Origin of the sequence: Polaromonas sp. (assembly GCF_012927485.1) — a bacterium.
Classification (GTDB): Bacteria; Pseudomonadota; Gammaproteobacteria; order Burkholderiales; family Burkholderiaceae_C; genus Polaromonas.
The window spans coordinates 49,591-73,662 of sequence record NZ_JABBPC010000034.1; the positions used below are offsets into that span (position 1 = coordinate 49,591).

The following is a 24,072-nucleotide window of genomic DNA, read 5'->3' on the forward strand; positions in this document are numbered from 1 at the left end:
TCCCGAAATAGGCAATTATTTACGGGCGGCTACGAAGGTGTGCAGTCCCGTGGTTTTAAAAGGGGAACACCATGAAAATTCTTCTCGCCGTGGACGGCAGCAGTTACACCAAGAAAATGCTGGCTTACTTGATGACGCATGACGAATTGTTCGGCGGCCACAATGACTTCACCGTGTTGACGGTCCAGCCGGGCTTGCCGCCGCGGGCTCGCGTGGCCGTGGGCAAGGAAATTGTAGACAGCTACTACTTGGAAGAAGCCGAAAAGGTTCTGGCCCCGGTGTCTAAATTTCTGGTGCATCACCACATCAATGCCAAGAGCACCTGGAAAGTCGGACCGGCTGGCGAAACCATTGCGAAGCTGGCCGACGCAGGCAAGTTTGACCTGCTCGTCATGGGCTCGCACGGGCATGGCGCACTGGGCAACCTCGTGATGGGTTCTGTCGCTACCCAAGTGTTGGCGCGTAGCAAGGTGCCGGTGTTGCTGGTCCGCTGAAACTCTGTAATTGCTACAAAGTTAGTCGCCAAGCAGGCAATTAGCGGAAATGCTAGCGGCTCTTTATGCCATCAAAACAGGTGCTTAGCACCAGTTCGACAATTTGCTCGTCGCTGTGCTGGCCTCCCATCCTCAGGAATTCCAGCACCGGATCGCAGGCGCGGGCATATAAGGTGTAAAGCACCGCAATGGCTGGCAATTGTCGGTTAAGTACGCCCTGTGCTTGGGCCTCTTCAATCCAGCCCCCAATCTGGTCGCTGACCTCCATCAGCCCGTCGATATACGCCTTGTTGCGCATCAAGGCGGCGCGCAGCACAGAGTTTTGGCTGGGCAGGGAGGGCATCTCGCCAACCAGCTGGATGTGCATCATCCAGCGAACAACGGCTTTGAGCTGATCAACTGCGCTGCCATCCGCCGGCAGGCTGGCGAGAAACGTGCGGGCGCGACCAAGCATCCGCACCATGGCCGCCGCAGCCAGGTCTTCCTTACTTGGAAAGTGTTTGTACAGACTGGCCTTGGCAATACCCACCTCGGCCGCCACCTGATCCACCGTCATCAGGTCAAAGCCTTTTTCGGCCAACAGGCGATTGGCCGCCTGGACAATGGCATCCTCCCTCGCCTGAAGCATTTGCACCTTGAAGGAAACCTTGGCCGGACCGGCCTTGAGGGCGCTAATTTTTGCGGAGGGAGGCTTTGGGTTGCTCACGGTGAAACCGCTGTTAAAAACATTGACATATTCTAGACATCGCCCGATGTGTTTGCTCAAAACGCGACCAAGTCCTATTTTTTCAGACTGTATTGGCCAGACCATTACCATACAGTCGTAACACTTTCTCCCAATTATTGATTTGCACACCAGCCGAGCTTGCATGTATCTTGCATGAGTGAGTTCCTGCAGCATTTCCTGCACCAGACTTTGCATTAGGAGAGCCTCATGAAAAGCAATGTGTCATATCTTGGCGCTTGGTTTTTGGTGGCTGGTCTCGCGGTAGCGCTCGTGTTTGTGGCGCCCAACGAGTCCAGCGTGATGGGCCGCTTGCCCATCTTCGTGGCGCAAACCCTACTGCATCAGCCCATTGCCGTATCCGGGGAACTCCCTGCTGATCGCACCCTTGCTTTAATCACTTTTCGGCGCGGGCAGCACGCCCAGGCCGAAAGCTGGATCCGCGGACTTAATCTAAGGAACGATCCCTCCATTGCGTGGATGCGAATGCCTGTTCTCAATGATCCGGGCACGCCGACAGGGCGTAGTGCGGTCGAAAACAGATTGCTGCGGCACTATCCCGCTGACGCGGAGCGCGCCAAACTGGTGCCTGTGTTCACAGATCCCTCCAGCTTCGTGCGGTCGGCTGGCCTGAGTGGCACCAGCCAAAGCTATGCGGTAGTGATTAATCGCCAGGGGGAGGTGCTGGCTCGAGTCGAGGGGGCGTTTGATGCGGACAAAGCCCAGACACTGCGCGAGACCCTTCAGACGCACGGTTTCTGACCGTCAGGCGTCTTGCGGCATCGCTGTGCCCAGCGTGAAGTAAAACGTAGCCCCGCGTCCGACGGAAGATTCGCCCCAGACTCGACCGCCGTGGCGCACGATAATCTGGTGCACCGTCGCCAGGCCGATTCCGGTTCCAGCGAATTCAGACTGCGAATGCAGCCGTTGGAAGGCACCGAACAGCTTTTTGGCATAGGCCATGTCAAACCCAGCTCCGTTGTCCCGTATGAAATAAATCGTTTCGCCAGCGCGGTTGCTTTCGTGGCCAAACGTAATCTCGGTTCGGGCTTCCCCAGCACTGAATTTCCAGGCATTGGACAGCAGGTTGTCGAGCACTTGTTGAAGTAGCCGCGAATCACCCTGAGCGGTCAACCCTGCTTCGACATGCCACTGCGTCGGCCTGCCGGGTTGGCGCTCCTGGGCGTTGGCCAGCCAACGCTCGGCCAGTGCGCTAAGGTCTACCGGCTCCCAGCGCAGACTGGAGCGCGAGACTTGTGCCAGCGAAAGCAAGGCGTCGATCAACTCCCCCATCTGCGAAGCGCCTGCACGGATGCGCGAGAGGTAGTGCTGGCAGCGGTCGGTCAGCGGGTCGTTGGACGTTTTAGCCATCGACTTTTCGAGCAGGTCGCTAAATCCGTCAATGACACTCAACGGACTGCGCAAGTCATGAGAAACCGAATAGGAAAAAGCCTCCAGTTGCTGGTTCGCAAACTTCAACTGCACGGTGCGTTGCTGCACTCGCTCCTCGAGGCTGGCATTCAGAAGCAGGATTTCCTCGCGCGCCCGTTTGCGCTCGCGGATGTCGGTATTGATGCCCAATACGCCGTTGGCCAGGCCCTGGTCATCGCGCACCACGGTCCAGCGCGCTTCAATGCTGACGGGAGAGCCGTCGCGGGCCACCTGCTCCAGCTCGCCGGTCCAGTCCCCGTCATTGGCCAGGGTTTGGTCCATGGCGGCGATGAGCAGTTGCGGATTCAAGTACATCAACTCGGCCATGGTCCTGCCCTGGACCTCTTCGGCGGTCCAGCCATACAGGCGCTCAGCACCTTTGTTCCAGAAGCGCAGGGTGCTGTCGAGGTTGCGCACGAAGATAGCGTCTTGTGCCCGGTCAAGTAGCGAGGCCTGTTCGCGCAACTGTGCCGCCGCTTGGCGCGCCGCCGCCTCGCTCCGTTGCCGCTCCAGCCGGGCGCGCAGGTTGCCGATTCCAAAAGCCAGATTGTCAGCCAGCTCCTGCAACAGCTTGACTTCATCGCTGGTGAAATGCTCCACCACCGCAGAATACAGGCACAACACGCCAAAACTGCGCTGCCCGTCGCGCAGTGGCAAACTAATGGAGCTGAGATAACCCCGCTCCAAAGCTGCGTCGCGCCAGTAAAAATTGTCGGACCGGCTAATGTCGCTTCGGTACTCGGGCTGTCCACTTCGGATGGAGCGGCCCGAGGGGCCTTGACCGATCACACTGCCGTCACGCCAGCTCAACGCAATTGAGGCGAGATAGCCATCTTCCTTGCCGGCGTGGGCCATGGGCTGGATGCTCTGCGCCGCATCGTCCAGTGCGTATCCTACCCACGCCATGCGGTAGCTGCCTACGTCAACGGCCACGCGGCAAACCTCGGCCAGCAAGCCGGCTTCGTCGTCTATGCGGTTAATAGCAATGCTGGAACGGCTCAGCATCTGCAGCGCCCGGTTGGTGCTGGCCAGCGCCAGCTCGGCCAGCTTGGAATCAGTGATGTCGCGCGCCGTGCCGACCACGCGCTCCGGTTTACCGTCGCTATTGAACACCGGGTAGGCGTGGTCACGGATCCAGCGCAGCCGGCCGTCAAGAGCGAGGATGCGGTACTCGACAGCGGATATTTTCCCGGCGGTATTACGCTCGCTAGCTCGCTTCAGTAGTGGCCGGTCCTCGGGGACCACCGCGTCGATATAAGACTTGGGGTTGGTGTACAGGCTCTCGCAACTGCGTCCACAAATCTTTTGATAGCCTGGACTGACATAAAGTATTTGGCCGGTGACGACGTCGACGTTGTAAAAAACGTCTTCAATATTTTCTGCAAGCTCGCGAAAGCGCGCCTCGCTGCTAGTAAGAACCGCCTCAGCGTGCGTACGTTCCAGCGCAAGTCTAGCCAATCGGGTTGCTGCAGTGATCAACTCCATATCTTTCACGTCAGGCTTGCAAGGAGTGCGCCGGTAAATCGCGAAGGTGGCCAGTACCTTCCCGCATGTGGATATCACCGGAGCAGACCAAAAGGCCTGCAGCTTATGAGCCAGCAGCAGATCCCGGTAATTCAGCATCAGCGGATCTTGCCCGGCATCTTCGATCACGAGCTGCTCTTTAAGAAACGCAGCGCTATAGGCCCCCACGCCGGCATTAATCTGAAAGCCGTCGATGGCGTTGGTAAAGCTTTCCGGCAAGCTGGGTGCTGCGCCATGGCGCAATTGTTGACCCTCCACAACCAGGATCGAACACAGGCTGCCTGGCGAACTCTTTTCTACCAACCGGGCAACGGCATCAAGCGATTTGTGCAGCGGCGAGCCAGCCGCGATTAGTGCCAGTACCTGCTCCTGCGCTTGGGCGAAACCTTCTGCCGCCTTGAGCTCTGTAATGTCATTGAATACCAACACGCCGCCGACCTGCAGGTTGTTTACGTCGCGCAACGGACGTGTGCTTATCCTCAACACCCGGTTTTCGGCGCCTGGCCTGTTAAGCATGAGGTCCCAGTTGTCGATACTGGCACCCTGCAGCGTCTGCGTCAGTGGACCTGCATCCCGATCAAGCGTAGTTCCATCAAGTTTCAGCAGTCCATTTTTACGCCGCCAGCCATCGAACGACAGGTCGGCTTCGGGCTTGGAAAAAAGCGTGCTGGCGCCCGCATTGAATAACAGAAAACTATCCTCGGCGTCCACCGCGATCACACCTTCACTCATGCTGTTGAGGATCAGGTCCAGCAAGGCGCGCTCCTTGTCCGTATAACGAAGGGCTGCGTCGAGTTCGGCCCGGCGCGCCTGAAGAGTCTCAGCCATGCGATTAAAAGCCAGGCCAATTTCATCGATCTCCCCGTAAGACCGGGGACCCAGTTTGACCCGTGCAGCCAGATTGCCGCGGGTCACCTCGCAGGCCTCCTTCAAGATCGCTTTCGCCGGGTTCACGATAAGTCGCTTGCCCATACACGACGCGCTGACCACTCCGAGCAAGGCCATGGCCAACAAAGCCAGCAGTTCGATACCTACCGTGTTGCGGTTTGCTGCAAGTGCCAACTCCTGAGGGACGCTGACAACCACAAACAGTCCATCATCCCCCCCGCCTGGAACGGGGGAAAAAGCGTAAATTCGTCGGATCGCCTCGGAGTCCGTGGCCTGGCGGACGCTCTGCTGTCGCAGCTTCACGGCCTGCTGCACTGCGACATCTGGGTAGGGTTTTCCAAGTTGTGACGGCGCCAGCGGATAAGCGGCCAGTACCGTTCCATCGCGGTCCATCACGGCCAGACTCGTGCCCGGCAAAGTGGGGACATTTGTCAAGGGGGCGCCCAAACCAGGGAGACTCACCACGGCATATGCCATGGCACCCAGTTCACCGGCTGTGGTGTACATCGGCATTGCAAAACCGAGGCCGGGTAGTCCACTGCTTTGGCCGATCGCGTAATGCCCGACCGCGAAATGCTGCCCGGCCCGCACCTGGTTTATAGAAGCCTGGTGGAGGACCAAGTTATCGTGAGCACTTTCGGGGGCATTGCAAATCAGTTTCCCGTCGAGCCCAGCCACCCCCAGACTGATGATTTCAGGGTGCCCTGCGAGCAGTTTTTTCAGAAGCAGAGCACATTCGCCTGGAGCCGGGTTCGTGATGTAAGGGCCGCTGACGATGCCGTCGAGGAGTTCATCAACGATTTCAACCAAGCGCTGTTGGTGGGCGGCAACCAGCAAAACCTGCGACTGGAGATTCGACTCCACCAGCTGCAGGGCCGCTTTTCGACTTTGGGCTGCCGAATAGGCGAACAAGCCAAAAACGGGCAGCAGCGCAAGCAGTACCAATAGGACCAGACGGGAACGAAGCCCTAACCAACTCTGCATTTAATTACCTTTTTTCATCGCAATGCAATGCAATGCAGTGCTATTGGCGCAGCTGCCTTTTGGAGGGCGAAACCTGCATTCTTTCAATGGGTGAGTTTATGGCGCGAGCTGCCGCAAGTGCGTGGGCGAACAGAGGGTTATTGCTTGCGTTGTACAAACAGGTTTCGCTTGGCGTCTTCAGGGTAGGCAAAGGTGACTGCACCATTTTTCACCAGGCCCATCACCAGCATATTTTGAGTGGTGGTCTCCTTGTCCTGTTTGCTGAAAGGTTGATCGTAGGTGGCCACCACAAACGGCGCCTGAATAGCGTCTTTGGCCGAAGTCCGGAAGATGTAACTTTCAGGCGCGGGGTACTTGGTGGTAAGTGGCGAGCCGGTGGCACACGGAATGATCAGCGGCAGTTGGGCGGTCTGGTAAACCGCCAGCGACTTCGCGGCCACACCGGTATTGCAAAAACCAACGGTCGCGATCACTTTTTCAGCCACCAGTTCTTTTGACAGCTGGAGCCCCAGGTCTGGATTCGCCCGGTCGTCCTTGCGCACGATTTCCAGCTTGCGACCCAGATAACCGCCGACGGCATTGATTTCGTCCACCGCTTGCTGGATGCCGTTGAGCATGGGGATGCCAAAGTCCGCCGAGGGGCCGGTGAAGGGACCAATGATGCCAATCTTCAGCGTGTTGCCCGTCGGCGCTGGAGAAGCTGGCTGTGCGCGTACGGACGGGGCGAGAAGGAGTGCGGCTGCGATAGTTGCGGCAGCGCTCAAACGTGCAAACCGCATGGTTCTCAACATAACTTAATCTCCTGTTGGGCTGCAGTATAGACAGGGGGGCGCTGCACCCGCCATGCCGGCAGTCGACACCTCAAACTACAAGCGCCCGGGTCGCTGATTCCTTCAAGGCGGCGGTCAGTGCATCCAGAACTTCGGATTCCAAATTCCAGCAGTGCCAGTAAAGTTGGATCGGCAAGGTAAAGGTCGGCACCATATCAATGAGCAGCCCCTGATCAATCAACCCCTGCGCGAGCAGGCGTGGCACCACACTGGCGCCCCAACCAGCCAGTACGGCTCGTACTTGACCTTCTGACGAGGGGACAAACAGCTGATTAAGCGTGACCCGTTTGAGTTCAAAAGCTTTGCTCACAAACTCGCTTTGCATATCGTCTTTTCGGTTGAAGGCCACGAACGGTAGGTCTCGAAAATTGTGGGCCGTTAGCATCGGCGCCGACGGGTTGTGTCTGACGCTGACCGTACCGCCGGGCTTGCCCAGCCGTTCTTGCGCGAACTGCGGTGTGGCCACCGCCACGTATTCCATCGCACCCAGGGCCACCACCTTGCAACCGCGCAGGGCCTGCTTGAGGGTGGTGACGCAGCCCAGCACCTGGCCTTCCCGCAGCCATTCGTGGGTGAAATCCTGGTCGTCGGTAATGATTTCCATTGGCAACCCCTGCTGCGCCAGTTCGGTCAGTGCGGGCAAAGCCCAGGTTGCAATGCTGTCGGCGTTGATCGCAATGGAGATGCGCTCTTCTTCGCGCGCACCCCTCAAGGAACTGGGCGCCAGCTCCTTGAGATCGCGCTCCAAGTCCGCCCGTAGCAAGCGCAGCATCTTGGTGTGCTTGAGCAGCAGATGACCTGCGGACGTCGGTTTGAGCGGTCGGCTGCGCACGATCAGCACGGTCCCCACTTGGGCCTCCAGCGCCCGCAAGCGCTGCGAGACCGCCGATTGTGTGATCGACAGGCGCTGGGCCGCACGCTCAAATCCCCCTTCCTCCACAATGGCAGCGAGACACTCCAGCGCATCGGGATCAAACGTGCTCATGAGGGGCTTCCTTGTATTAGCTGTGCTGATGTTTTACCTAATAGTTTAATTTTTCTGTTAATTGAAAGCAAGCTCCTGCACACTTGTCAGCCAGAGAGGGCTTCTATGAGAGTTGTTGTTTTAGGCGCTGGCATTATTGGCGTCAGTACGGCGTGGCACTTGCTTGAGCGCGGCCACGAGGTCACGGTGGTCGACCGCCAGCCCGAAGCCGCGCTGGAAACGAGCTTTGCCAATGCCGCGCAAATCTCGGTGAGTTACTGCGAACCCTGGGCCAACAAGGACGCGCCCTTGAAGGCGCTGAAGTGGATGTTTCGTGACGATGCGCCGCTGCTGTTTCGGCCGAAGCTGGATCCGCACCAATGGCTCTGGGGCTTGCAGTTTCTGGCGCAGTGCAACGATGCCGCATTTGAGCGCAACGTGCAGCAGCTGGTGGCACTGGGGGCATACAGTCACACGGCCCTTAAAGAGGTCGTGGACACCACCCATATTGAATTTGATCGGTTGGAGCGCGGCATTGCCCACTACTACACCGATCAAAAAGCGTTTGACACCGCGGGTGAAGCGGCTGCCCTGATGCGAAAGTATGGCGTGGCGCGGCGCGTGGTGAGCACGGTCGAGTTGTTGGCTATTGAGCCCGCGTTCAAGTCCTTTGCCCACCGCATTGTGGGCGGTACCTACACCGCCAGCGATGAAAGCGGGGATGCTCGCAAATTTACCCAGGCACTGGCTCAGCGCTGCGCTGACCGAGGCGTTAAATTTATGTACGGGTACGATATCGAGCGCCTGGAGAAAGCCGGCGGCGCTATTGAATCCATAGTGATTCGGGCGCGGCCCCGAGCGGGCAGCGAGCGACTCTATGTTGACCCGATTCATCTTAGGGCGGATGCGGTGGTGGTGGCCTGCGGCTCCTTTACAGCGCCGCTGCTGCGCACGGTCGGTGTCGATCTTCCGATTTATCCCGGCAAGGGCTACAGCGCTACTTTTAAACTGCTCAAGCCGGAACTCGCACCGTTCGTGAGCGCCATCGATGATGAAGTTAAATGCGCTATGAGTCGGCTCGGCGACCACCTGCGTGTGGCGGGCACCATCGAAGTCGGAGGCTACGACTTGTCGCTCGACACGCCACTGGCCCGCGCCCGCTGCAACATGCTTGCCCATCGCATTGAACAGGTGTTGCCCGGGGTATGCGACACGCGTCTTGAATCGGAAGGCGGCACCCCGGAATTCTGGTCCGGCCTGCGACCCGCCACGCCGACCAACATTCCTTACATTGGCAAGACCAAGGTCGGTCGCCTCTGGGTCAATGCTGGCCACGGCACGCTGGGCTGGACGCACGGTGCGGGCTCGGGCAAAGCCATCGCCGAGCTGATTAGTGGCGAAACGCCGGCCATGAATTTTGGATTTTATGGGTTTGATCGCCAACGACAAGCCGCTAGCGGCTGCCGACTTCCCGCTTGAATCGCTGAGCCAGACCTGCAGCGCGCGCTGCCTACTCACCGTAGCAGCGGGATGCTAACGGGACGCTTGGCTGGCCACACCTTGCACGGGGCCGAGGCGCTCGCTCATCCAGCGCTGCAGATCCAACCACATCTGACGCGTGTCGGCATCCAGGGGGGTGCGTGTTGCATTGGGCAATTCGATCGTGACTACCGGCACGCCCCTGTGCACGCCACCGTAGTTGCCGAGAGAACCTGGGAAGATGCCCACTTGGTCAAGGTACAGACGCCCCAGTTTGGACGGTGCCACCAACGGGCCGTCAAAGTCGAGAATGCCGTAAGGCGCATGAATACTGACAATGAGCTGCGGTTTGAAACTCTGCATTTGCTGGAACAGAAACCGTGACTCGGGCTCGGACAGCGGCTTGACGCCGGGCCAGCGGCGCGGATCTTTTCCGGTGCGTTTTTCCCAGTAGACCTTTGCGTCCCGCTGCCAGTTGGGCGTGGGAAAATTGCGGTTTAGATCGACGCCGTGCGCGTTGACGCGGCGCGACGGTTGACTGAACACGCCGTCCGGATTGAGCATGGGCACAAACCGCCAATAAACGGCCTGCCGCGTATCGGCCGGAGCCTCCTCCGCCAGCTTGATCCAATGCAAGGCGACCGCTGCGGACGACGGTTCGTCGCCATGAATGGCGCCAACCACCAGCACACGCAAACTGGCATGGTCGGGCTTGATGTCGCGCATCCAGATCATCTGCCCGTTCACCGAGCGACTGTTCGTCGGCTGTAGCCGGGCCGCTTCGCATAACTCGCGCCCAACATTGGGTAATTTTTTCGAAAAAGCAGTACAAGTTCCTGCAATTAAAGGATTTGTAGCTATTATAAAAATAGCAAAAACAAGACATTTAGCGCGGGACAATGACATGCGGAGAAGTTTAACCGTCCGTTTCCGGACCTTCGACGCCATGTCTTTTAGCGTAGAAGCAGGTTGTGACAAATCCCGGCGCGGGCAGCGCCCTAACGCTTGAGGTAAATTAGTCCTCTATGTTGAACCCTGCCACGATTCGCACTGCGAACAGCCCGAACTTTTCCAGGCAAGAGTTTCGCGCGTCACTGGCGATGTTTGCCACCGGGGTCACGATCGTCACGACACGAACTTCGGCAGGCGCCTTGGTCGGATTGACCGCAAACTCGTTCAACTCGGTGTCTCTTAGCCCTCCTTTGGTCCTCTGGAGTCTGTCGCAAGCGGCGGGCTCGATGGCGGCGCTGAGCGCGGGCTCCCACTACGCGATCAACATTCTCGCGGCCGACCAGAAAGAGCTGGCTGAACGTTTTGCGAGCAAGCGTGAAGACCGCTGGAAAGATGTGCTGTTTACCGAAGGCGCTTGCGGCTCGCCGCTGCTGGCAGGCGCGGTTGCAACTTTTGAATGCTTTAACCGCAGTCGTTATGAAGAAGGCGACCACGTGATTTTTGTGGGCGAGGTGGAGCGCTGCAGTCATCGCGCAGGCGCTGCGCCCCTGCTGTTTCATGGCGGCAGGTTCTACACCGAACACCCTCTGTGAAAGCACCCGCCATCATCGCGCGCAAAGCCCACCTCGACACACTCGCCATTTCACTGTTGCTCGGCTGCTGCCTGTTCTGGGGCCTACAGCAGGTGCTGATCAAGGCAACGATTGCCGAAATGCCCCCGATGTTTCAGGCTTCTTTGCGCTTGGTCGGCGCTACCGCGTTGCTTTGGCTGTGGTGCTGGTGGCGTAATATTCCGCTGTTTAACCGCGACGCCTCATTGAGGGCGGGCTTGCTCGCGGGCGCATTGTTCAGCGCGGAATTCGCTTGCATTTACGGCGGACTGCAGTACACCTCGGCCTCGCGGCTAACCGTGTTTTTGTACACGTCACCGTTTTGGGTCGCGGTACTGGTTCCGATATGGGTGAAGTCGGAAAGGCTGCGCGGCATGCAGTGGATCGGACTGCTGTTTGCTTTTATAGCGGTGGTCTTCGCCTTGCGTGAGGGCTTTGCGGGCGGCGCCGCAGCCACGGCAGGGGGTGACCTGCTGGGGCTCATGGCCGGCATGATGTGGGGCCTCACCACGGTGGTGATTCGGGCCACCGGTCTCAGCAAAGTCTCGGCGGAGAAGTTGCTTTTTTATCAGTTGACTGTGAGCGCGTTGGCTTTGCCGTTGTTGTCGTTGGCCCTGGGTGAAGTCTGGGTCTGGCAGTTCAGTCCCTTTGCGATTACTTCACTCCTGCTGCAGACCGTAATCGGTGCGTTTGCCAGCTACCTAGCCTGGATGTGGATGCTGGGGCGCTACCCGGCCACAAAAATTTCGGTATTCGTATTTTTCACGCCGCTTTTTGCGCTGCTGTTTGGTGCTCTAGGGCTGCACGAAAGCGTGACGCCAGGCTTACTGGCCGCGCTTGCGACCGTAGCGGCCGGTATTGTGCTGGTCAACCGAAAGCCAGCGGCTCGCTAGCCAGCTGGCGCCAATAGCCTGGGTTGAGGCACCATCAGGTTGCCGCAGCCACTATGTCGAGCCGCCTTTTTGTGATGGCTTCGGGTCCGCTGGCTGCCCTTGTGTGAGGCGTCCTTTGCCCCTAGTATTGCCGCACTCACAAAAAAGGAAAAATCGATGGGAATGCTGGACTGGACAGAAAAGAGCAGCGCGGTGTTGCAACAAGGCGGTGTCATCGGGCCCCACGAACGCCTGCCTTGGCCACTGACCACCGTCATGGGGGTGCAGCATGTGATCGCGATGTTTGGTGCCACGGTGCTGGCGCCCCTTTTGATGGGGTTTGATCCCAACATCGCCATTTTAATGAGCGGCATCGGTACGCTGATCTTTTTTGTCATCACCGGCGGCAAGGTCCCCAGCTACCTGGGCTCGAGCTTCGCCTTCATCGGTGTGGTGATTGCCGCCAGCGCATATGCGGGCAAAGGGCCCAACACGAATATTGGCGTGGCGCTGGGCGGCATCATTGCCTGCGGCGTGGCGTACACCTTGATTGGCGCTATCGTGCAGGCGGCGGGCACGGCCTGGATAGAGCGGCTGATGCCGCCTGTGGTGACCGGCGCAGTGGTCGCCGTGATTGGCCTGAACCTGGCCGGTATTCCCATCAAGAACATGGCCGCGAGCAATTTCGACTCCTGGATGCAGGTGGTCACTTTCGTCAGTGTGGCTCTGGTGGCGGTGATGACGCGCGGTATGGTGCAGCGGCTGTTGATTCTGGTCGGGCTGATTGTGGCCACCTTGATTTATGCGCTGTTGACCAACGGGCTTGGCTGGGGTAAGCCGATGGCTTTTTCTGGCCTCCTGAACGCTGCCTGGGTAGGCCTACCCGGCTTTTCAACGCCGGTATTCAGTCCCAATGCCATGCTGCTCATTGCACCGGTGGCCATTATTCTGGTGGCCGAAAATCTCGGGCACATGAAAGCCGTCACGGCCATGACCGGGAAAAACCTCGACCCCTACATGGGCCGCGCATTCATTGGCGACGGTGTTGCCACCATTTTCTCCGGCAGTGTCGGCGGTACCGGTGTGACCACCTACGCGGAGAACATCGGCGTGATGGCGGCGACCAAGATCTATTCGACGGCTGTGTTTTTTGTAGCGGCGCTTATCGCCGTGGTATTGGGTTTCAGCCCCAAATTCGGTGCCTTGATCCAGGCTATACCGCTGCCGGTGATGGGCGGGGTCAGTATCGTGGTGTTCGGGCTGATTGCGGTGTCCGGCGCCAAAATCTGGGTCGACAACAAGGTGGACTTTTCAAACAATAAAAATCTGTTGGTGGCGGCCATCACCTTGGTGCTGGGTACCGGAGACTTCACACTCAGGTTTGGGCAGTTCGCCCTGGGCGGAATCGGGACGGCCACCTTCGGCGCTATTTTGCTGTACGCGCTACTGGATCGCCAGCCTTAGGTCGCGGCAGCCTCCGCCACGCCCCTACCTTGCTGGGGCAGCGTTATTGTTCGGCGCGCTGATCTTTCACGTTAGCCAAGGCGGCTTTAGTCACGGCCAGTTCACGCTCCAGGTCGGCGCGCTCGGCTATTTCTTGTCCCAGGAGCTCGTTGACCTGTGCGAGATTCTCGGCGGATTCCTGAATCCGGCCTTCGAGTTCACTGCCTTTCTCAAGCGCCTTCGCCAAATCATCGGTTTGCACGTGCTCCGGGATTTTTTTCTTCAACACCGTGTTGATCACGAGCAACTCGTCGGCAGACTGCGCTACCGTGTCTTGGACCATCTCGTTTTGATCGAGCGCGCGCCCTAATGGCGTTGTGGGCGGAGCGGAGGAGGTAGGCTGCTGTTGAGACATGACCGCATTGTAATTGAGCCCGGTGGATGCCGGGCGATGGGCTGGAGAGGTGCCATTTCGCTATATAGTTAATAGCGCAGTATCTTTGTGCAGTAACCAATGCAATCAATTCTCACTGCTGAAGGTTTTTCAGATAACTGACCGGAAAGCGCCGGCTCGCTGGAATCGCAGAGACCTCTTTTGCAACGGGTCCGTGCTGCGGACCACGCACAAGCAGTCGCCAAAAAACGGAAAAGTCCGCATGGGCGGACTTTTAGGGTTCCGGTCGGCTTACTTCAGGCCATGAAAACAGCAATAAAAGCCAATAGAAAAATCAGAATGCCGCCGACCAACGGTAAAACAAGTGGGATCATCGGCACGATCGCTTCGACCGGGTCTTGCTCTTGGGCCGGCACAGAACTGTTCTGTACGACCTGAACGGCGGGATTTGCGGAACTGGACATGATGTTTCCTGACATGCTTGAAAAACTGACATTATTTTACCTTTTTGAGCGGCGCAGTGTGCAATCACCGCTTGACACCTACGCGAACGGTTGCAGTACTTCTGTGTAAGAAGATCTAAGGCGGGCCGAGCGCATCACCGAGCCCGGGAGGGTTTCCTGCATTGCGCCGTATCGGCGGTCGGTCGTAGACTGTACGACGACTTGGAGAGTTTCATGAACGCACCGTTACCAGAACATCTCCTGCCAGAAATTCGGCAGCGCGAAACGCCTTCGGCGCTAATAGACGCCCTGAAGGCCCGATTCCCCGATCGCTGCTCGACCGCTCTTGTGGTGCGTGAGCATCACGGTCGCGACGAGTCCTCGTTTGCGGCGCCGCCACCTGACGCCGTGGTGTTTGCCGAAAGCACGGCCGATGTCGCCGATGCGGTCATTCTTGCCGGCAAGTACCACGTTCCAATCATTCCGTTTGGCGTCGGCACTTCGCTTGAAGGCCATTTGCTGGCTGTGCAAGGCGGCATCAGCGTTGATGTGAGCCGCATGAACAAGGTGTTATCCATTAACGCGGAAGACCTGACCGTGACCGTGCAGCCAGGGGTTACGCGCAAGCAGCTCAATGAAGCGGTGAAAAGCACCGGTCTGTTTTTTCCCATCGATCCCGGGGCCGATGCGACCCTTGGTGGCATGAGCGCCACGCGCGCAAGCGGCACCAACGCCGTGCGCTATGGCACCATGCGCGAAAACGTGCTGGCGCTGGAGGTGGTGACCGCCAGCGGTCAGATCATCCGCACCGGCACCCGCGCCAAAAAGTCGTCTGCAGGCTATGACCTCACGCGCCTCATGGTGGGCAGCGAAGGCACGCTGGGCGTGATTACAGAAGTCACGGTGAAGCTTTATCCGTTGCCCGAGGCCATCTCGGCTGCGATCTGTTCTTTCCCCAGCATCGAAGCGGCCGTGCGCACCACGATCGAAGTGATTCAGCTGGGCGTGCCGATCGCGCGCGTGGAATTGATTGACGCCAACACGGTGCGCATGGTCAACACGCACAGCAAGCTCGGTTTGCGCGAAGAGCCGATGCTGCTGATGGAGTTTCACGGTTCACCCAACAGCGTTAAAGAGCAGGCGGAGCTGGTGCAGGAACTGGCCAGCGGCCACGGCGGCAATGCCTTCGAGTGGGCCAGTACGCCCGAGGAGCGAACCCGGCTTTGGACGGCACGACACAACGCTTATTTCGCGGCGATTCAGAGCAAGCCCGGCTGCCGGTCCATTTCGACCGATACCTGCGTGCCCATTTCGCGCCTGGCCGACTGCCTGCTCGAATCCGTTGCGGAGGCCGATGCCAGCGGCATTCCCTACTTCCTTGTAGGCCACGTGGGCGACGGCAACTTCCACTTTGGCTACCTGATAGATCCCGAGAAACCGCAAGAGCGCGAAGCGGCCGAGGCGCTGAACCACCAACTCGTCAACCGCGCCTTGAGTTTGGGCGGTACCTGTAGCGGTGAGCACGGTATCGGCTTGCATAAAATAGATTTTTTGGTGCTTGAGACCGGCGACGGGGCCGTCGACATGATGCGCACCATCAAGCGCGCGCTTGATCCGAAAAACATCATGAACCCCGGCAAGATTTTTACGCTCTGAGGGGCGGTTGCTGCTCAAGCGCGACCGCACGGCCTTGGTAATTCCCCTGCTTTCGTCTGCCTCGCCAACGCATTTTCGACGTGTCAGAAAACTGCCCTGTTGAGCTTCTTACGCTGCCAGACGGTTCTTGGCGAAAGCGAGATACCAGTCCAGGCATCCCGGATTGGCCATGGCGTCTTTGTTCATTACTTTCTCGAGCGGTTGTCCCAGCAACAGTTTCTTGATCGGCAGTTCCTGCTTTTTGCCGGAAAGAGTACGCGGGATTTCGGTGACCTGGAAGATGTCGTTGGGTACGAAGCGCGGACTGAGCGCCGTCTTGATGGCGTCGTTAAGTTTGGTCTTCATCGCGTCGTCCAGTGCCATGCCGGGACGCAGCACGACGAATAGCGGCATGTAGCTTTCACGTCCGAGGTATTCCAGGTCCACGACCAGGGAGTCCATGACCTCGGGCAGCACTTCGACCGCGCTGTACAGTTCGCTGGTGCCCATTCGGAGGCCGTAGCGGTTGATGGTTGCGTCGGAGCGCCCGAAGATCACGCAGCCTTCGCCACCCTGCCCTTTGGTGCCGACGCGCAGCCAGTCTCCGTGGCGCCAGACACCGCCGGCCTCCGGGCCCAAATCCCCGCCGCCGGGCTTGCGACCGTGGCCGGGCGGGTACATCTCGAAGTAGCTGGAGAGGTAGCGCGCATTGTGGTGGTCGCCCCAGAAAAAGATCGGCATGGAAGGAATGGGCTGGCTACAGACCAACTCGCCCACGTCGCCGAGCACCGGCTGGCCCTGCTCGTTCCAGGCCTCGACAGCGCAGCCGAGCAACCGGCATTGCATCACCCCGGGCTCTTGCGGCATGTCACGATGACCACCGATGAACGCACCGCAAAAATCGGTGCCGCCAGAAATGTTGCACCACCAGATATCTTGCTGCGCCGGGCTTGTGGCGATGCGCCGGAATTGCTCGGTGCCCCAAGCTTGCGCCTCGGGCGAGAGCGGCGACCCAGTGGTGCCCAGCGCGCGGATGGCAGACAGGTCGCCACACTCCGCCAGGTCAACGCCCGATTTGAGGCAGTTGGCGTAGAAGGCCGCGCCCGCGCCGAAGAAAGTAACACCAAGTTCGCCGGCAAATCGCCACAGGGTGGTCCAGTCGGGCTTGTCTTTGGCGCCGCCGGGATTGCCGTCGTAAATGACGCAGGTGGTGCCGTTAAGGAGGCCCGCGACTTGGGCATTCCACATCACCCAGCCGGTGGAGCTGTACCAGTGAAAACGCTCGCCCCAGTTGTTGGGGTCGTAGCTGCAACCGATGTCGTTGTGAAGGGTTTTTAAGGCCAGCGCCACCAGCACCGTGCCGCCATGGCCGTGCACGATTGGCTTGGGCAGGCCGGTGGTGCCACTGGAATAGACAATCCAGAGCGGATGATCGAAGGGCAACCACATCGGCTCAAAAGCGGCGGTTTCATCGTCATTGCGGGCCGTCGTCCAAGCAAATCTCGGGCAGGCGGCGATTGGGTTTGCGGCATGAAGCGGCGTATCCGCGGTGCCCAGGTTGTCATGCAGGATCACATGTTGCACGGTCGGTAGCGCTTCGCGCAACGCTTGGACGACCTCCATTCGGTCGAAGTCGCGGCCGCCGTAGCTCACGCCGTCGCAGGCAATCAATACTTTGGGTTCAATCTGTTTGAAGCGGTCGAGCACGGCGTGGGCGCCCATGTCGGGCGCACACAAGCTCCACACGGCGCCGATGCTGGCCGTGGCCAGAAACGCCACCATGGTCTCGGGAATATTGGGAAGGTAGACAGCGACACGGTCTCCGGGCTGCACGCCTTGCGCCGTGAGGTGAAGCGCCAGCGAGGCGACCTGGCGGCGCAGCTCAGGCCATGACAGTTCGATTTGTTGGCCCTTCTCGTTGCGGCTGATGATGGCCTTGAACCCCGCCGCTTCAGCCGGGGCGACATGACGAAACACCTGTTGCGCGTAGTTGGCTTGTGCGCCCGGAAACCACACCGCCCCGGGCATGACGTTTCTGGCGAGCACTGCCGAATGAGGCGTGGGCGATTGCAGGTCGAAGTAGTCCCAGATGCTTTGCCAGTAGGCGTCAAGATCGGTCACGGACCAGCGCCAGAGATCGTTATAGGTTTTAAATGTGAGGCCCCGCTGCTCGCGAAGCCAGCGCTGATAGCGGCGGATCTGTGGAACGTTGGGAGGGGTTTTTGTCTCGCTCATGCTGGTTGCCTTCATAGCTTTTTATAGCCTTGAGCGTAGCAGCGTCTTGGTCCTTCTGTCAGTCACCTTCGTCGGGACGCCAGAGCGGTAACGGTCTCCAACCCACACTCTAAATCCAACTTTCCTCGGTTTGTCCAAGACTGGCAAAAGTTGCGGTGCTATACAAATTGCGCAGGCATAGCCAGAGCGCGCAAACGCTGATGCGCTGCGTCTTCAAGATTCGGCGGCACGGACTGTTTGGCATTCAGGTAATGGTGGGTGAAGACTTCCAAATAAGCTTCCAGCGTCTCGCCAGCATGCGGTTCACCCGCCATGGCCAGGCACAGGGCGGCCACCTCCGAGGTGCACAGGTGGTCATCGCGGGTCGAGCGGCGCAGGCGGTAGCGCGAGAGTTGTTCGGGTTGCAGGCTGAGCACCGGCAACTGGTCGAGATAAGGGCTTTTGCGAAACATCTTGCGCGCCTCCGGCCAGGTGGCATCCAGCAAGACAAACAGCGGCCGTTTTCCGGGGACCACGGGCACCTCGGTAACGACGCGCTCAGGGGCGACAAACTCGCCTGGAAACACTAGATAAGGCGCCCACTGCGGGTCGGCCAGCAGGGTCAGTAAGGCCGGGTCCACCGCCGTACGCGACCAGCCGAAAGCAGCGGTGTCCCTCACCACATCGGCGATCAACCAGCCGGTATTACTGGGTCTGAGCGGCTCGATGTCGCACATGATCAGGCACATACCGGCCCGGGTCGGCACCTGGGGGCGCAAGGCACACAAACAGTGGCTGATGATCACCCGGCAACCGGCGCAGCGCGGCGTACGCGAACCCCGGGCGACAAAGGGCTTGTCACGGCGCGCCAGGCGCACCGCGCGCAGGCGGGCGACCGCATGGCTCATGGCGCTGCCCGCAGGAAAAAAAAGACGCAGGACATAGGGGTGCCAATGGGTTGGAGAAGCGCCGGGATTATGCGGCGCCTCCGGAGCATGAACTCTAGCCCGCGTGTGCGGCTTGGTTTAACGCTTTTTCAGCCCATTTGTTCAGGCTTTGGCCACTGCGTGCGCTGGCTTTGGCGGCGGCGGCATGAACGGCGGGATCAATGCGCAACATTAAGCGGCCACTGGCGGGTTTCTCAGCCGCTTGGCCCAGTTTTTCACAAGCGAAAAGATAGCCATCCACAGCAGTTTGCATCGCAGTCTCAAACTCAACAATCGATGTGCCGTGAAACGTAATGATGTCGTCAATGTCGATCACGCGGCCCACAATGATTTTGTCATCAGTATCAAATTCCATCTGAGCCGTATAGCCCTTGTAGGTCATTTTGTTCATGTTGGCACTCCAATTTTTTCTATAAATTCGCGTATCGCCTTGACGCGATACCTCAATGCCTCTTTGGCAGAGTGCGGGCGGTGAAAATTGGCTTTGCGGCCACTGTGTTCAAACGTCACGGCTGATCCTGGCCCTTCAATTACGCAGCACCCCAGCGCGACCAGCAACGCCTCGATTCGTACCCATTCGATATTGCCGTTGACGGGGTCGGCCAGCAAGGCTTCAAGGGTTTTTTGATGCTTGCTGTTGATGGAACTTATGATATCACCAAGCGACAAAAGTGCAAGCATTTAGCATCCAGCGCATTGCCTTGTGCGGCTTGGGCGCCGAGCCGATGTTTCTTATCGAAATTTCCGACTAACGAAACGCTTTGGCCCCAGGATTACGCTTGCGCCGGGGTTTGCCACCTTGGGCATAAGCATCGGCGCTGAAAGACTGCCGCTGCTCTAGCAAATCAGGCGCATCAACCAAGGCGGCAATTTCCGTGATGTCCGGCTCAGTTACGCCCAAGGATCGAAAGTGACTCTGCCACTCGTTGACCACGGCAATGATATTGAGGACTGCGTTGGCCGCCTCCAAAGGTGACAAGTCAAAGTCATCCACCACCGTCATGGCCTCGGACAGGCTGGGCTCTCGGCTGATATCGGAGATCATGAACTGGTGCTCCAGCGCCCCGGAACCGGTCGGAACGATGTCATAGCCGGGGCTGAGTTCGAGCTTCATGGTGCGGCCACTGATGTTGCACAGCAAGGCATGATTTTTTTCGTGATCGTCGGTGTTGGCGACCAGAATATTGAAAACCATGCGCCGGAACAGTTCGTGCAACTGGGCATCCAGCGTGCGCGGGTCGGCCGAACGCCGCAATGCGCGCGCCAGTTGCGGGTAACCAAACTCGGGCTCCATGCCTTCCGGCAGCTCCGAGCGCAAGAGTGTGCAGGCCGACAGGCAATGCACGCGCGCACCGTTGTGGCGATCAAAGCGCTTGACGGCAAGGGCGTGTTCGCCCTGAAGCCGCACGGACAGCGTTTGTGCGACCTGAAGGCCCGCCTTGTGGGCCAGTGTCATGGTGGCGTGCTCCACCAAGGGCAGATCGAAAGGCTCGCCGTTGTAAAACTTGAGGACCCATTCTTCACCGTCGATGGCAATCGCCGCTTTCGGCTTGGCGCCCCCCAGACTGCCGCTGGTAGCCAGCAGCGCCCGCTGCTGCGCCTGCAACTCGCCCACGCCCGACTCGATGATCTGGATCGCATCATTGAGGTCGCTAGCGTCCTCAAGGCGTGGCAGCGACCGCGCCATGAAGGGGATGTAAGCACTGCTGGAGGTGGAAACGCCCATCGCGCCAAAGCGCTCGTCACCGGCAAAGTAAAGGTTGTCAAACACTGATGCACCCGGCTTGTACAAGTAGCGGATCACCTTTTCGCCCCATCGGTCAGGGCGCGCATCATCGAGTGCGCCGGGCGCGCCGGGTTGCCGACCCGCGTGATGAACGGGCGTCCATGTTTGCGTCACGAGCGGCATGTCGTCGCTCAGGGCAAACCCGGTTTCAAGCCATGCCGGGTCGTACGTCAAGCCGACATCGCCATTGTTTTGGCGCGTGATCTCGCCAACCAGACGGGGTTTTTGGGGGTTACTCAGCATCCAGGCATAAAGCCGGTCTGGCGATGTTTGATGGGCAATTTTGGTGGCCATGGCGTGCGCTACAAATTAACTGGCGGCGGCTTGACCGATGCCCGGTTTTTGCGGGCCACTTTGGCGCGGGCTTTGCCGAGGTCAATGGCTTCCTGAATATTCATCTCCAACGCGCCCTTGTCATGCTCCGGCGAGGCGATTCGCGCCAGCTCACCATCGCGGCCAATGAGCCACAGGGCCGTGGCGTAAATGCCCATGGACACCGATGGATCGCCGGATTCAAGCCGCGTCAAAGTCGGAATCGACACCCCAATGCGCTTCGCGCGCGTTGCCAGTGACTCCTTGCGCCGCACCCGGGCCACCGCCAGATGCGAGCCCAAAGTCTCAAGGGCACGCAGGGTTTGTGGTGGGATTTTGGAAAGGGCGACGGCTTGTTTTGGCATGGGGTATGAATATAGAGTTTATCTTTCTATGATATTTTGTCAATATCTATGTATATAACTGACGGCTTCCAGGCTGTTGAAACTGAGTCAATCCAGCGCATGACGTCGCCATCCGCTTGACCTTTAATAGTTGCTCACGCAATGATGACGAAGGCTTGAGGCTGATTTGATCGCAACCTCTCTAAAATATGGTTCAACGGCGGCACCATGATCGGTGGGGTTCATGTTTGCATTTCGAAACTCTATGCTTCAATTTACAAGCTTAAATGAACGAGGGCGTTGAGCAAATCGCCGAAGGCGAAACTGGAGCGCAAACAGCGAGAGTTTCAGCGGAATACCCAGCTTCAATGCATAGGACAAACTAGCATATGCTCAAGAAAAACAAAAACCTAAGCAATCAGTTAGCCCCTGTCACACAAAGCCACTGAAAAAGTGGAAATGGGATTGCCACATGAAAATGACCCCTGGACGACGCGCGCTCGACAAAATATTCAAGCGGCGTGACCGTTATGAGATTCCAGAATGGCAACGTGGCGAGGTATGGAACATTGAGCGGAAACAACAGTTAATTGACAGCGTTCTGCGCGGATGGAAACTTCCAAAGTTCTACTTTCTGAAAGTATCCGAGGATCAGTACGAGGTCGTCGACGGCCAACAGCGGTTGAACGCCATATACGATTTTTTTTCAAACGATCTGGCGCTGACTGGTGAAACAATGAAGGACTTCGGGGGGCCGACATACAAGGATTTAAAGACCAAGATCGCTGACATCTTCGACGACTTTGAAATCGAGTTCGACGAAATTGAAAACGCTACCGAGGATGAGGTCAAGCAATTCTTTCAACGATTGCAGCAAGGCTTGCCACTAAGCAGTAGCGAGAAGCTCAACTCTATTCACAGCAAGCTCAGGGATTTTTGCAGGGGGCTAACCAAACACGAATTTTTCACTAAGTCCGTTGAGTTATCTGACACGCGTCTGGCGTATTTTGATGTGACAACTAAGACCCTCGCTATTGAAATCGATGGGCTGGACACAGGACTGAGATTTGAAGATGTGAAGGCCATTTTTGAGACAAACAACAACTATTCAACGTCGAGCCAAACTTCGAAACGAGTGAAAGCAGCTTTGGACTTCTTGGCTGCGAGTTTTCCAAAGCAGGAGCCATTGCTGAAAAACAGGACGATCATCCAGTCACTACTCACATTGACCTGTCTGCTCGTATCAACCAGAAAGCAAGTCGGGCTTGAGAAGAAATTCGTCGAATTTACCCGTTGGTTCTTATCAGAACTTGGCAACCAAATTGAATTGGGCCAGAAGGCAACAGACTACGACTTTGTCAAGTTTCAGAAGTCAATCAATGCCAATGTCAAAGGCGGAGCCCACACACGACACGAAGTGCTCTTGCGCAAAGCAATACTGCACAGTAATGAATTAGCGGAAGCGTTTGGCTCCAATGCGATAGCAATGAGCGGATTAGCGACAACCGTTTCTGAGATGGCCGAGACGATCGTCAAACAAGTTCATCAACTAAATTTTGCCTATGCCGCGATTTATGGCGATGATCTATTTAAGGCGACCAACAAAACCACTAATGCATTCCTAACTATCAAGACACCTATTTCAGATCTGGTTAGCTACACGAAACTGATAGATGATTTGTATTTTATTTTCAGGGAGAGCATAGGGCAGAGAATCACCACTTTGCCAGACTCATTCATCGATGTAAACGTATTGAGAACCGAACGTCAACATGATGTTGACCATGGTGACGCGTCAAAAGTGCGTAGCAAAAGAAAAAAGGCTGGTGCAACCTTTTCCAAATACGCGGGAGCCAAAACACCAGAACTACTCGACAACCCGCGATTCCCGCTTGCGCAAGCAAAACTTTTGGGTGCACTGATCGAAGACTTGAGCACTCTTACGATTCCTCCTGCCCCAGCGTCCCCCGTCCAAACACCGAAGTCTTAAGAGAACTGCCCCGAGTTGAATCGGTGATGTAGGTGGATAACTTGCCGGAGCGTCTTTTTTCTGGTGCGCTCGCGATAGTCACTAAGTTAGGAGACAGGGCTGTTGTGCCCATTGCCCATGCGGACAAGGAATTTTCGAGCGTCTGGATGAAAGCCGCTTAAGAAAGCGGGGTGAGGCACAAGTTCCCGCGAAGAAGGCATAGCGCAGTTGCGGAAAAATTCCCACCCAACAATGCTCGCTCTACCTCGCCACCCGCTCCCAGTTTTCCTTCGGCACGTCCTGAATCCAGACGCATACGTCAACGATGGATGAAGCAGCTGCTGATCAATGAAAAAGCGCGGTAATAAACGACTTAGCAACTCTGTTCACGAAAGCTCCGGCGCATACGCAATAGCTGCGCCTGAACATCGGCCAAGGCTTGTTGTTTGACAAGCCTCTCTTGCTTCTCTGCGACGGGAATCTCAGCATCCAGGCGCCGACATTCCTGCCGTGCATCCGCGGTGAGCTTCATGCGACGGCCCTGAACATCGAGTTGCTTCGCATTCATTCCGGTGAGTGGGCGAATCGCTTCGGCAAACATCTCTCTGTGTTGCTCACGGCGCACGTCATTTCCCACCTGCTCACGCCCAGAGGTCTTGCTGAGACCGCGTGTGGGTTCAACATCAATCTTCTGAGCGCCAAGACAAGGTGAGTCGGAATAGACCACTTTTCCCGCCACCTCGCACTTGAAAACTGACCTCGACGTCGGCGCGAGTTTCTGGGAATAGGACTGCGTCGAAGCGAAGGCCAGTGACGCAGTTGCGATGAGGAAG

The 24,072-nt window shown here is 57.8% G+C and carries 22 protein-coding genes; 8 read left to right on the plus strand and 14 right to left on the minus strand.

The annotated features are described in order from the left end of the window. The first annotated feature begins 71 nt into the window (after positions 1–71). Positions 72–494 carry a universal stress protein gene (locus HHJ16_RS13600; RefSeq protein WP_296901414.1) on the plus strand — a complete coding sequence of 141 codons (423 nt, stop codon included), beginning with the start codon at positions 72–74 and terminating at the stop codon, positions 492–494. A gap of 52 nt (positions 495–546) precedes the next feature. On the opposite strand, the gene HHJ16_RS13605 is transcribed toward HHJ16_RS13600, so the two are convergent. After that, positions 547–1,122, minus strand: coding sequence for a TetR/AcrR family transcriptional regulator (locus HHJ16_RS13605; protein WP_296901454.1), 576 nt, complete (start codon positions 1,120–1,122; stop codon positions 547–549). Positions 1,123–1,428: 306 nt separating this feature from the next. Between HHJ16_RS13605 and HHJ16_RS13610 the strand changes: the two genes are divergently transcribed. Next, the gene (locus HHJ16_RS13610; RefSeq protein WP_296901416.1) at positions 1,429–1,980 is read left to right on the plus strand and encodes a hypothetical protein; all 552 of its coding nucleotides are present in this window, start codon (positions 1,429–1,431) and stop codon (positions 1,978–1,980) included. Positions 1,981–1,983: 3 nt separating this feature from the next. Here HHJ16_RS13610 and HHJ16_RS13615 read toward each other — a convergent pair whose 3' ends face one another. The 3 genes from HHJ16_RS13615 to HHJ16_RS13625 form a co-directional block, all read right to left on the minus strand. After that, a complete protein-coding gene (locus HHJ16_RS13615) occupies positions 1,984–6,045 on the minus strand; it encodes a PAS domain S-box protein (RefSeq protein WP_296901418.1) in 4,062 nt (1,353 codons plus the stop codon). Positions 6,046–6,182: 137 nt separating this feature from the next. Beyond that, positions 6,183–6,836 carry an ABC transporter substrate-binding protein gene (locus HHJ16_RS13620; RefSeq protein ID WP_296901420.1) on the minus strand — a complete coding sequence of 218 codons (654 nt, stop codon included), beginning with the start codon at positions 6,834–6,836 and terminating at the stop codon, positions 6,183–6,185. Positions 6,837–6,906: 70 nt separating this feature from the next. Beyond that, the gene (locus tag HHJ16_RS13625; protein WP_296901422.1) at positions 6,907–7,860 is read right to left on the minus strand and encodes a LysR family transcriptional regulator ArgP; all 954 of its coding nucleotides are present in this window, start codon (positions 7,858–7,860) and stop codon (positions 6,907–6,909) included. A 105-nt stretch (positions 7,861–7,965) separates the two neighbouring features. Here HHJ16_RS13625 and HHJ16_RS13630 point away from each other — a divergent pair, with 105 nt between their 5' ends. Further along, positions 7,966–9,318 (plus strand): D-amino acid dehydrogenase, encoded by a 1,353-nt coding sequence (locus tag HHJ16_RS13630; RefSeq protein ID WP_296901423.1) that lies wholly within the window; start codon positions 7,966–7,968, stop codon positions 9,316–9,318. Positions 9,319–9,372: 54 nt separating this feature from the next. Here the strand turns inward: HHJ16_RS13630 and HHJ16_RS13635 are convergent, their stop codons facing one another. Beyond that, positions 9,373–10,266, minus strand: coding sequence for a M14 family zinc carboxypeptidase (locus tag HHJ16_RS13635; protein WP_366557501.1), 894 nt, complete (start codon positions 10,264–10,266; stop codon positions 9,373–9,375). 77 nt (positions 10,267–10,343) lie between these two features. Between HHJ16_RS13635 and HHJ16_RS13640 the strand changes: the two genes are divergently transcribed. The 3 genes from HHJ16_RS13640 (at position 10,344) to HHJ16_RS13650 (ending at position 13,216) form a co-directional block, all read left to right on the plus strand. Next, positions 10,344–10,862 carry a flavin reductase family protein gene (locus tag HHJ16_RS13640; protein WP_296901426.1) on the plus strand — a complete coding sequence of 173 codons (519 nt, stop codon included), beginning with the start codon at positions 10,344–10,346 and terminating at the stop codon, positions 10,860–10,862. A gap of 11 nt (positions 10,863–10,873) precedes the next feature. Beyond that, positions 10,874–11,773 (plus strand): DMT family transporter, encoded by a 900-nt coding sequence (locus HHJ16_RS13645; RefSeq protein ID WP_296901456.1) that lies wholly within the window; start codon positions 10,874–10,876, stop codon positions 11,771–11,773. Positions 11,774–11,929: 156 nt separating this feature from the next. Further along, positions 11,930–13,216 carry a solute carrier family 23 protein gene (locus HHJ16_RS13650; protein WP_296901428.1) on the plus strand — a complete coding sequence of 429 codons (1,287 nt, stop codon included), beginning with the start codon at positions 11,930–11,932 and terminating at the stop codon, positions 13,214–13,216. Positions 13,217–13,259: 43 nt separating this feature from the next. Here the strand turns inward: HHJ16_RS13650 and HHJ16_RS13655 are convergent, their stop codons facing one another. Then, complete coding sequence (locus HHJ16_RS13655; protein ID WP_296901429.1) at positions 13,260–13,610, minus strand: hypothetical protein; 351 nt, start codon at positions 13,608–13,610, stop codon at positions 13,260–13,262. A gap of 275 nt (positions 13,611–13,885) precedes the next feature. Further along, a complete protein-coding gene (locus HHJ16_RS13660) occupies positions 13,886–14,053 on the minus strand; it encodes a hypothetical protein (RefSeq protein WP_296901430.1) in 168 nt (55 codons plus the stop codon). A 213-nt stretch (positions 14,054–14,266) separates the two neighbouring features. On the opposite strand from HHJ16_RS13660, the gene HHJ16_RS13665 reads away from it, so the two are divergent. Beyond that, complete coding sequence (locus HHJ16_RS13665) at positions 14,267–15,688, plus strand: FAD-linked oxidase C-terminal domain-containing protein (protein WP_296901432.1); 1,422 nt, start codon at positions 14,267–14,269, stop codon at positions 15,686–15,688. Positions 15,689–15,796: 108 nt separating this feature from the next. On the opposite strand, the gene HHJ16_RS13670 is transcribed toward HHJ16_RS13665, so the two are convergent. The 6 genes from HHJ16_RS13670 to HHJ16_RS13695 all read right to left on the minus strand — a co-directional run bounded on the left by HHJ16_RS13670 (position 15,797) and on the right by HHJ16_RS13695 (position 21,291). Beyond that, entirely contained in the window at positions 15,797–17,902 is a 2,106-nt protein-coding gene (locus HHJ16_RS13670) for an acetoacetate--CoA ligase (protein WP_296901434.1), read from the minus strand. A 158-nt stretch (positions 17,903–18,060) separates the two neighbouring features. Then, the gene (locus tag HHJ16_RS13675) at positions 18,061–18,789 is read right to left on the minus strand and encodes a tRNA-uridine aminocarboxypropyltransferase (protein ID WP_296901436.1); all 729 of its coding nucleotides are present in this window, start codon (positions 18,787–18,789) and stop codon (positions 18,061–18,063) included. Positions 18,790–18,883: 94 nt separating this feature from the next. After that, a complete protein-coding gene (locus HHJ16_RS13680) occupies positions 18,884–19,219 on the minus strand; it encodes a type II toxin-antitoxin system HicB family antitoxin (protein ID WP_296901438.1) in 336 nt (111 codons plus the stop codon). Beyond that, on the minus strand, positions 19,216–19,509 hold the full coding sequence (locus HHJ16_RS13685) for a type II toxin-antitoxin system HicA family toxin (protein WP_296901439.1): 294 nt from the start codon (positions 19,507–19,509) through the stop codon (positions 19,216–19,218). The genes HHJ16_RS13680 and HHJ16_RS13685 overlap by 4 nt, the downstream gene beginning before the upstream one ends. 67 nt (positions 19,510–19,576) lie before the next feature. Next, on the minus strand, positions 19,577–20,908 hold the full coding sequence (locus tag HHJ16_RS13690; protein ID WP_296901441.1) for a type II toxin-antitoxin system HipA family toxin: 1,332 nt from the start codon (positions 20,906–20,908) through the stop codon (positions 19,577–19,579). An 8-nt stretch (positions 20,909–20,916) separates the two neighbouring features. After that, entirely contained in the window at positions 20,917–21,291 is a 375-nt protein-coding gene (locus HHJ16_RS13695; protein ID WP_296901443.1) for a helix-turn-helix transcriptional regulator, read from the minus strand. A gap of 451 nt (positions 21,292–21,742) precedes the next feature. On the opposite strand from HHJ16_RS13695, the gene HHJ16_RS13700 reads away from it, so the two are divergent. Continuing rightward, positions 21,743–23,260 carry a DUF262 domain-containing protein gene (locus HHJ16_RS13700; RefSeq protein WP_296901445.1) on the plus strand — a complete coding sequence of 506 codons (1,518 nt, stop codon included), beginning with the start codon at positions 21,743–21,745 and terminating at the stop codon, positions 23,258–23,260. A 352-nt stretch (positions 23,261–23,612) separates the two neighbouring features. Here the strand turns inward: HHJ16_RS13700 and HHJ16_RS13705 are convergent. Further along, on the minus strand, positions 23,613–24,072 hold a 460-nt coding region (locus HHJ16_RS13705; protein WP_296901446.1), incomplete at its 5' end, for a hypothetical protein.

Excerpts from the sequence above, each read along its gene's own strand:
- HHJ16_RS13600 (WP_296901414.1), top strand. The coding sequence starts at position 72 with ATGAAAATTCTTCTCGCCGTGGACGGCAGCAGTTACACCAAGAAAATG.
- HHJ16_RS13605 (WP_296901454.1), bottom strand. The coding sequence starts at position 1,122 with ATGCTTCAGGCGAGGGAGGATGCCATTGTCCAGGCGGCCAATCGCCTG.
- HHJ16_RS13610 (WP_296901416.1), top strand. The coding sequence starts at position 1,429 with ATGAAAAGCAATGTGTCATATCTTGGCGCTTGGTTTTTGGTGGCTGGT.
- HHJ16_RS13615 (WP_296901418.1), bottom strand. The coding sequence starts at position 6,045 with ATGCAGAGTTGGTTAGGGCTTCGTTCCCGTCTGGTCCTATTGGTACTG.
- HHJ16_RS13620 (WP_296901420.1), bottom strand. The coding sequence starts at position 6,836 with ATGTTGAGAACCATGCGGTTTGCACGTTTGAGCGCTGCCGCAACTATC.
- HHJ16_RS13625 (WP_296901422.1), bottom strand. The coding sequence starts at position 7,860 with ATGAGCACGTTTGATCCCGATGCGCTGGAGTGTCTCGCTGCCATTGTG.
- HHJ16_RS13630 (WP_296901423.1), top strand. The coding sequence starts at position 7,966 with ATGAGAGTTGTTGTTTTAGGCGCTGGCATTATTGGCGTCAGTACGGCG.
- HHJ16_RS13635 (WP_366557501.1), bottom strand. The coding sequence starts at position 10,266 with ATGGCGTCGAAGGTCCGGAAACGGACGGTTAAACTTCTCCGCATGTCA.
- HHJ16_RS13640 (WP_296901426.1), top strand. The coding sequence starts at position 10,344 with ATGTTGAACCCTGCCACGATTCGCACTGCGAACAGCCCGAACTTTTCC.
- HHJ16_RS13650 (WP_296901428.1), top strand. The coding sequence starts at position 11,930 with ATGGGAATGCTGGACTGGACAGAAAAGAGCAGCGCGGTGTTGCAACAA.
- HHJ16_RS13655 (WP_296901429.1), bottom strand. The coding sequence starts at position 13,610 with ATGTCTCAACAGCAGCCTACCTCCTCCGCTCCGCCCACAACGCCATTA.
- HHJ16_RS13660 (WP_296901430.1), bottom strand. The coding sequence starts at position 14,053 with ATGTCCAGTTCCGCAAATCCCGCCGTTCAGGTCGTACAGAACAGTTCT.
- HHJ16_RS13665 (WP_296901432.1), top strand. The coding sequence starts at position 14,267 with ATGAACGCACCGTTACCAGAACATCTCCTGCCAGAAATTCGGCAGCGC.
- HHJ16_RS13670 (WP_296901434.1), bottom strand. The coding sequence starts at position 17,902 with ATGAGCGAGACAAAAACCCCTCCCAACGTTCCACAGATCCGCCGCTAT.
- HHJ16_RS13675 (WP_296901436.1), bottom strand. The coding sequence starts at position 18,789 with ATGAGCCATGCGGTCGCCCGCCTGCGCGCGGTGCGCCTGGCGCGCCGT.
- HHJ16_RS13680 (WP_296901438.1), bottom strand. The coding sequence starts at position 19,219 with ATGAACAAAATGACCTACAAGGGCTATACGGCTCAGATGGAATTTGAT.
- HHJ16_RS13685 (WP_296901439.1), bottom strand. The coding sequence starts at position 19,509 with ATGCTTGCACTTTTGTCGCTTGGTGATATCATAAGTTCCATCAACAGC.
- HHJ16_RS13690 (WP_296901441.1), bottom strand. The coding sequence starts at position 20,908 with ATGGCCACCAAAATTGCCCATCAAACATCGCCAGACCGGCTTTATGCC.
- HHJ16_RS13695 (WP_296901443.1), bottom strand. The coding sequence starts at position 21,291 with ATGCCAAAACAAGCCGTCGCCCTTTCCAAAATCCCACCACAAACCCTG.
- HHJ16_RS13700 (WP_296901445.1), top strand. The coding sequence starts at position 21,743 with ATGAAAATGACCCCTGGACGACGCGCGCTCGACAAAATATTCAAGCGG.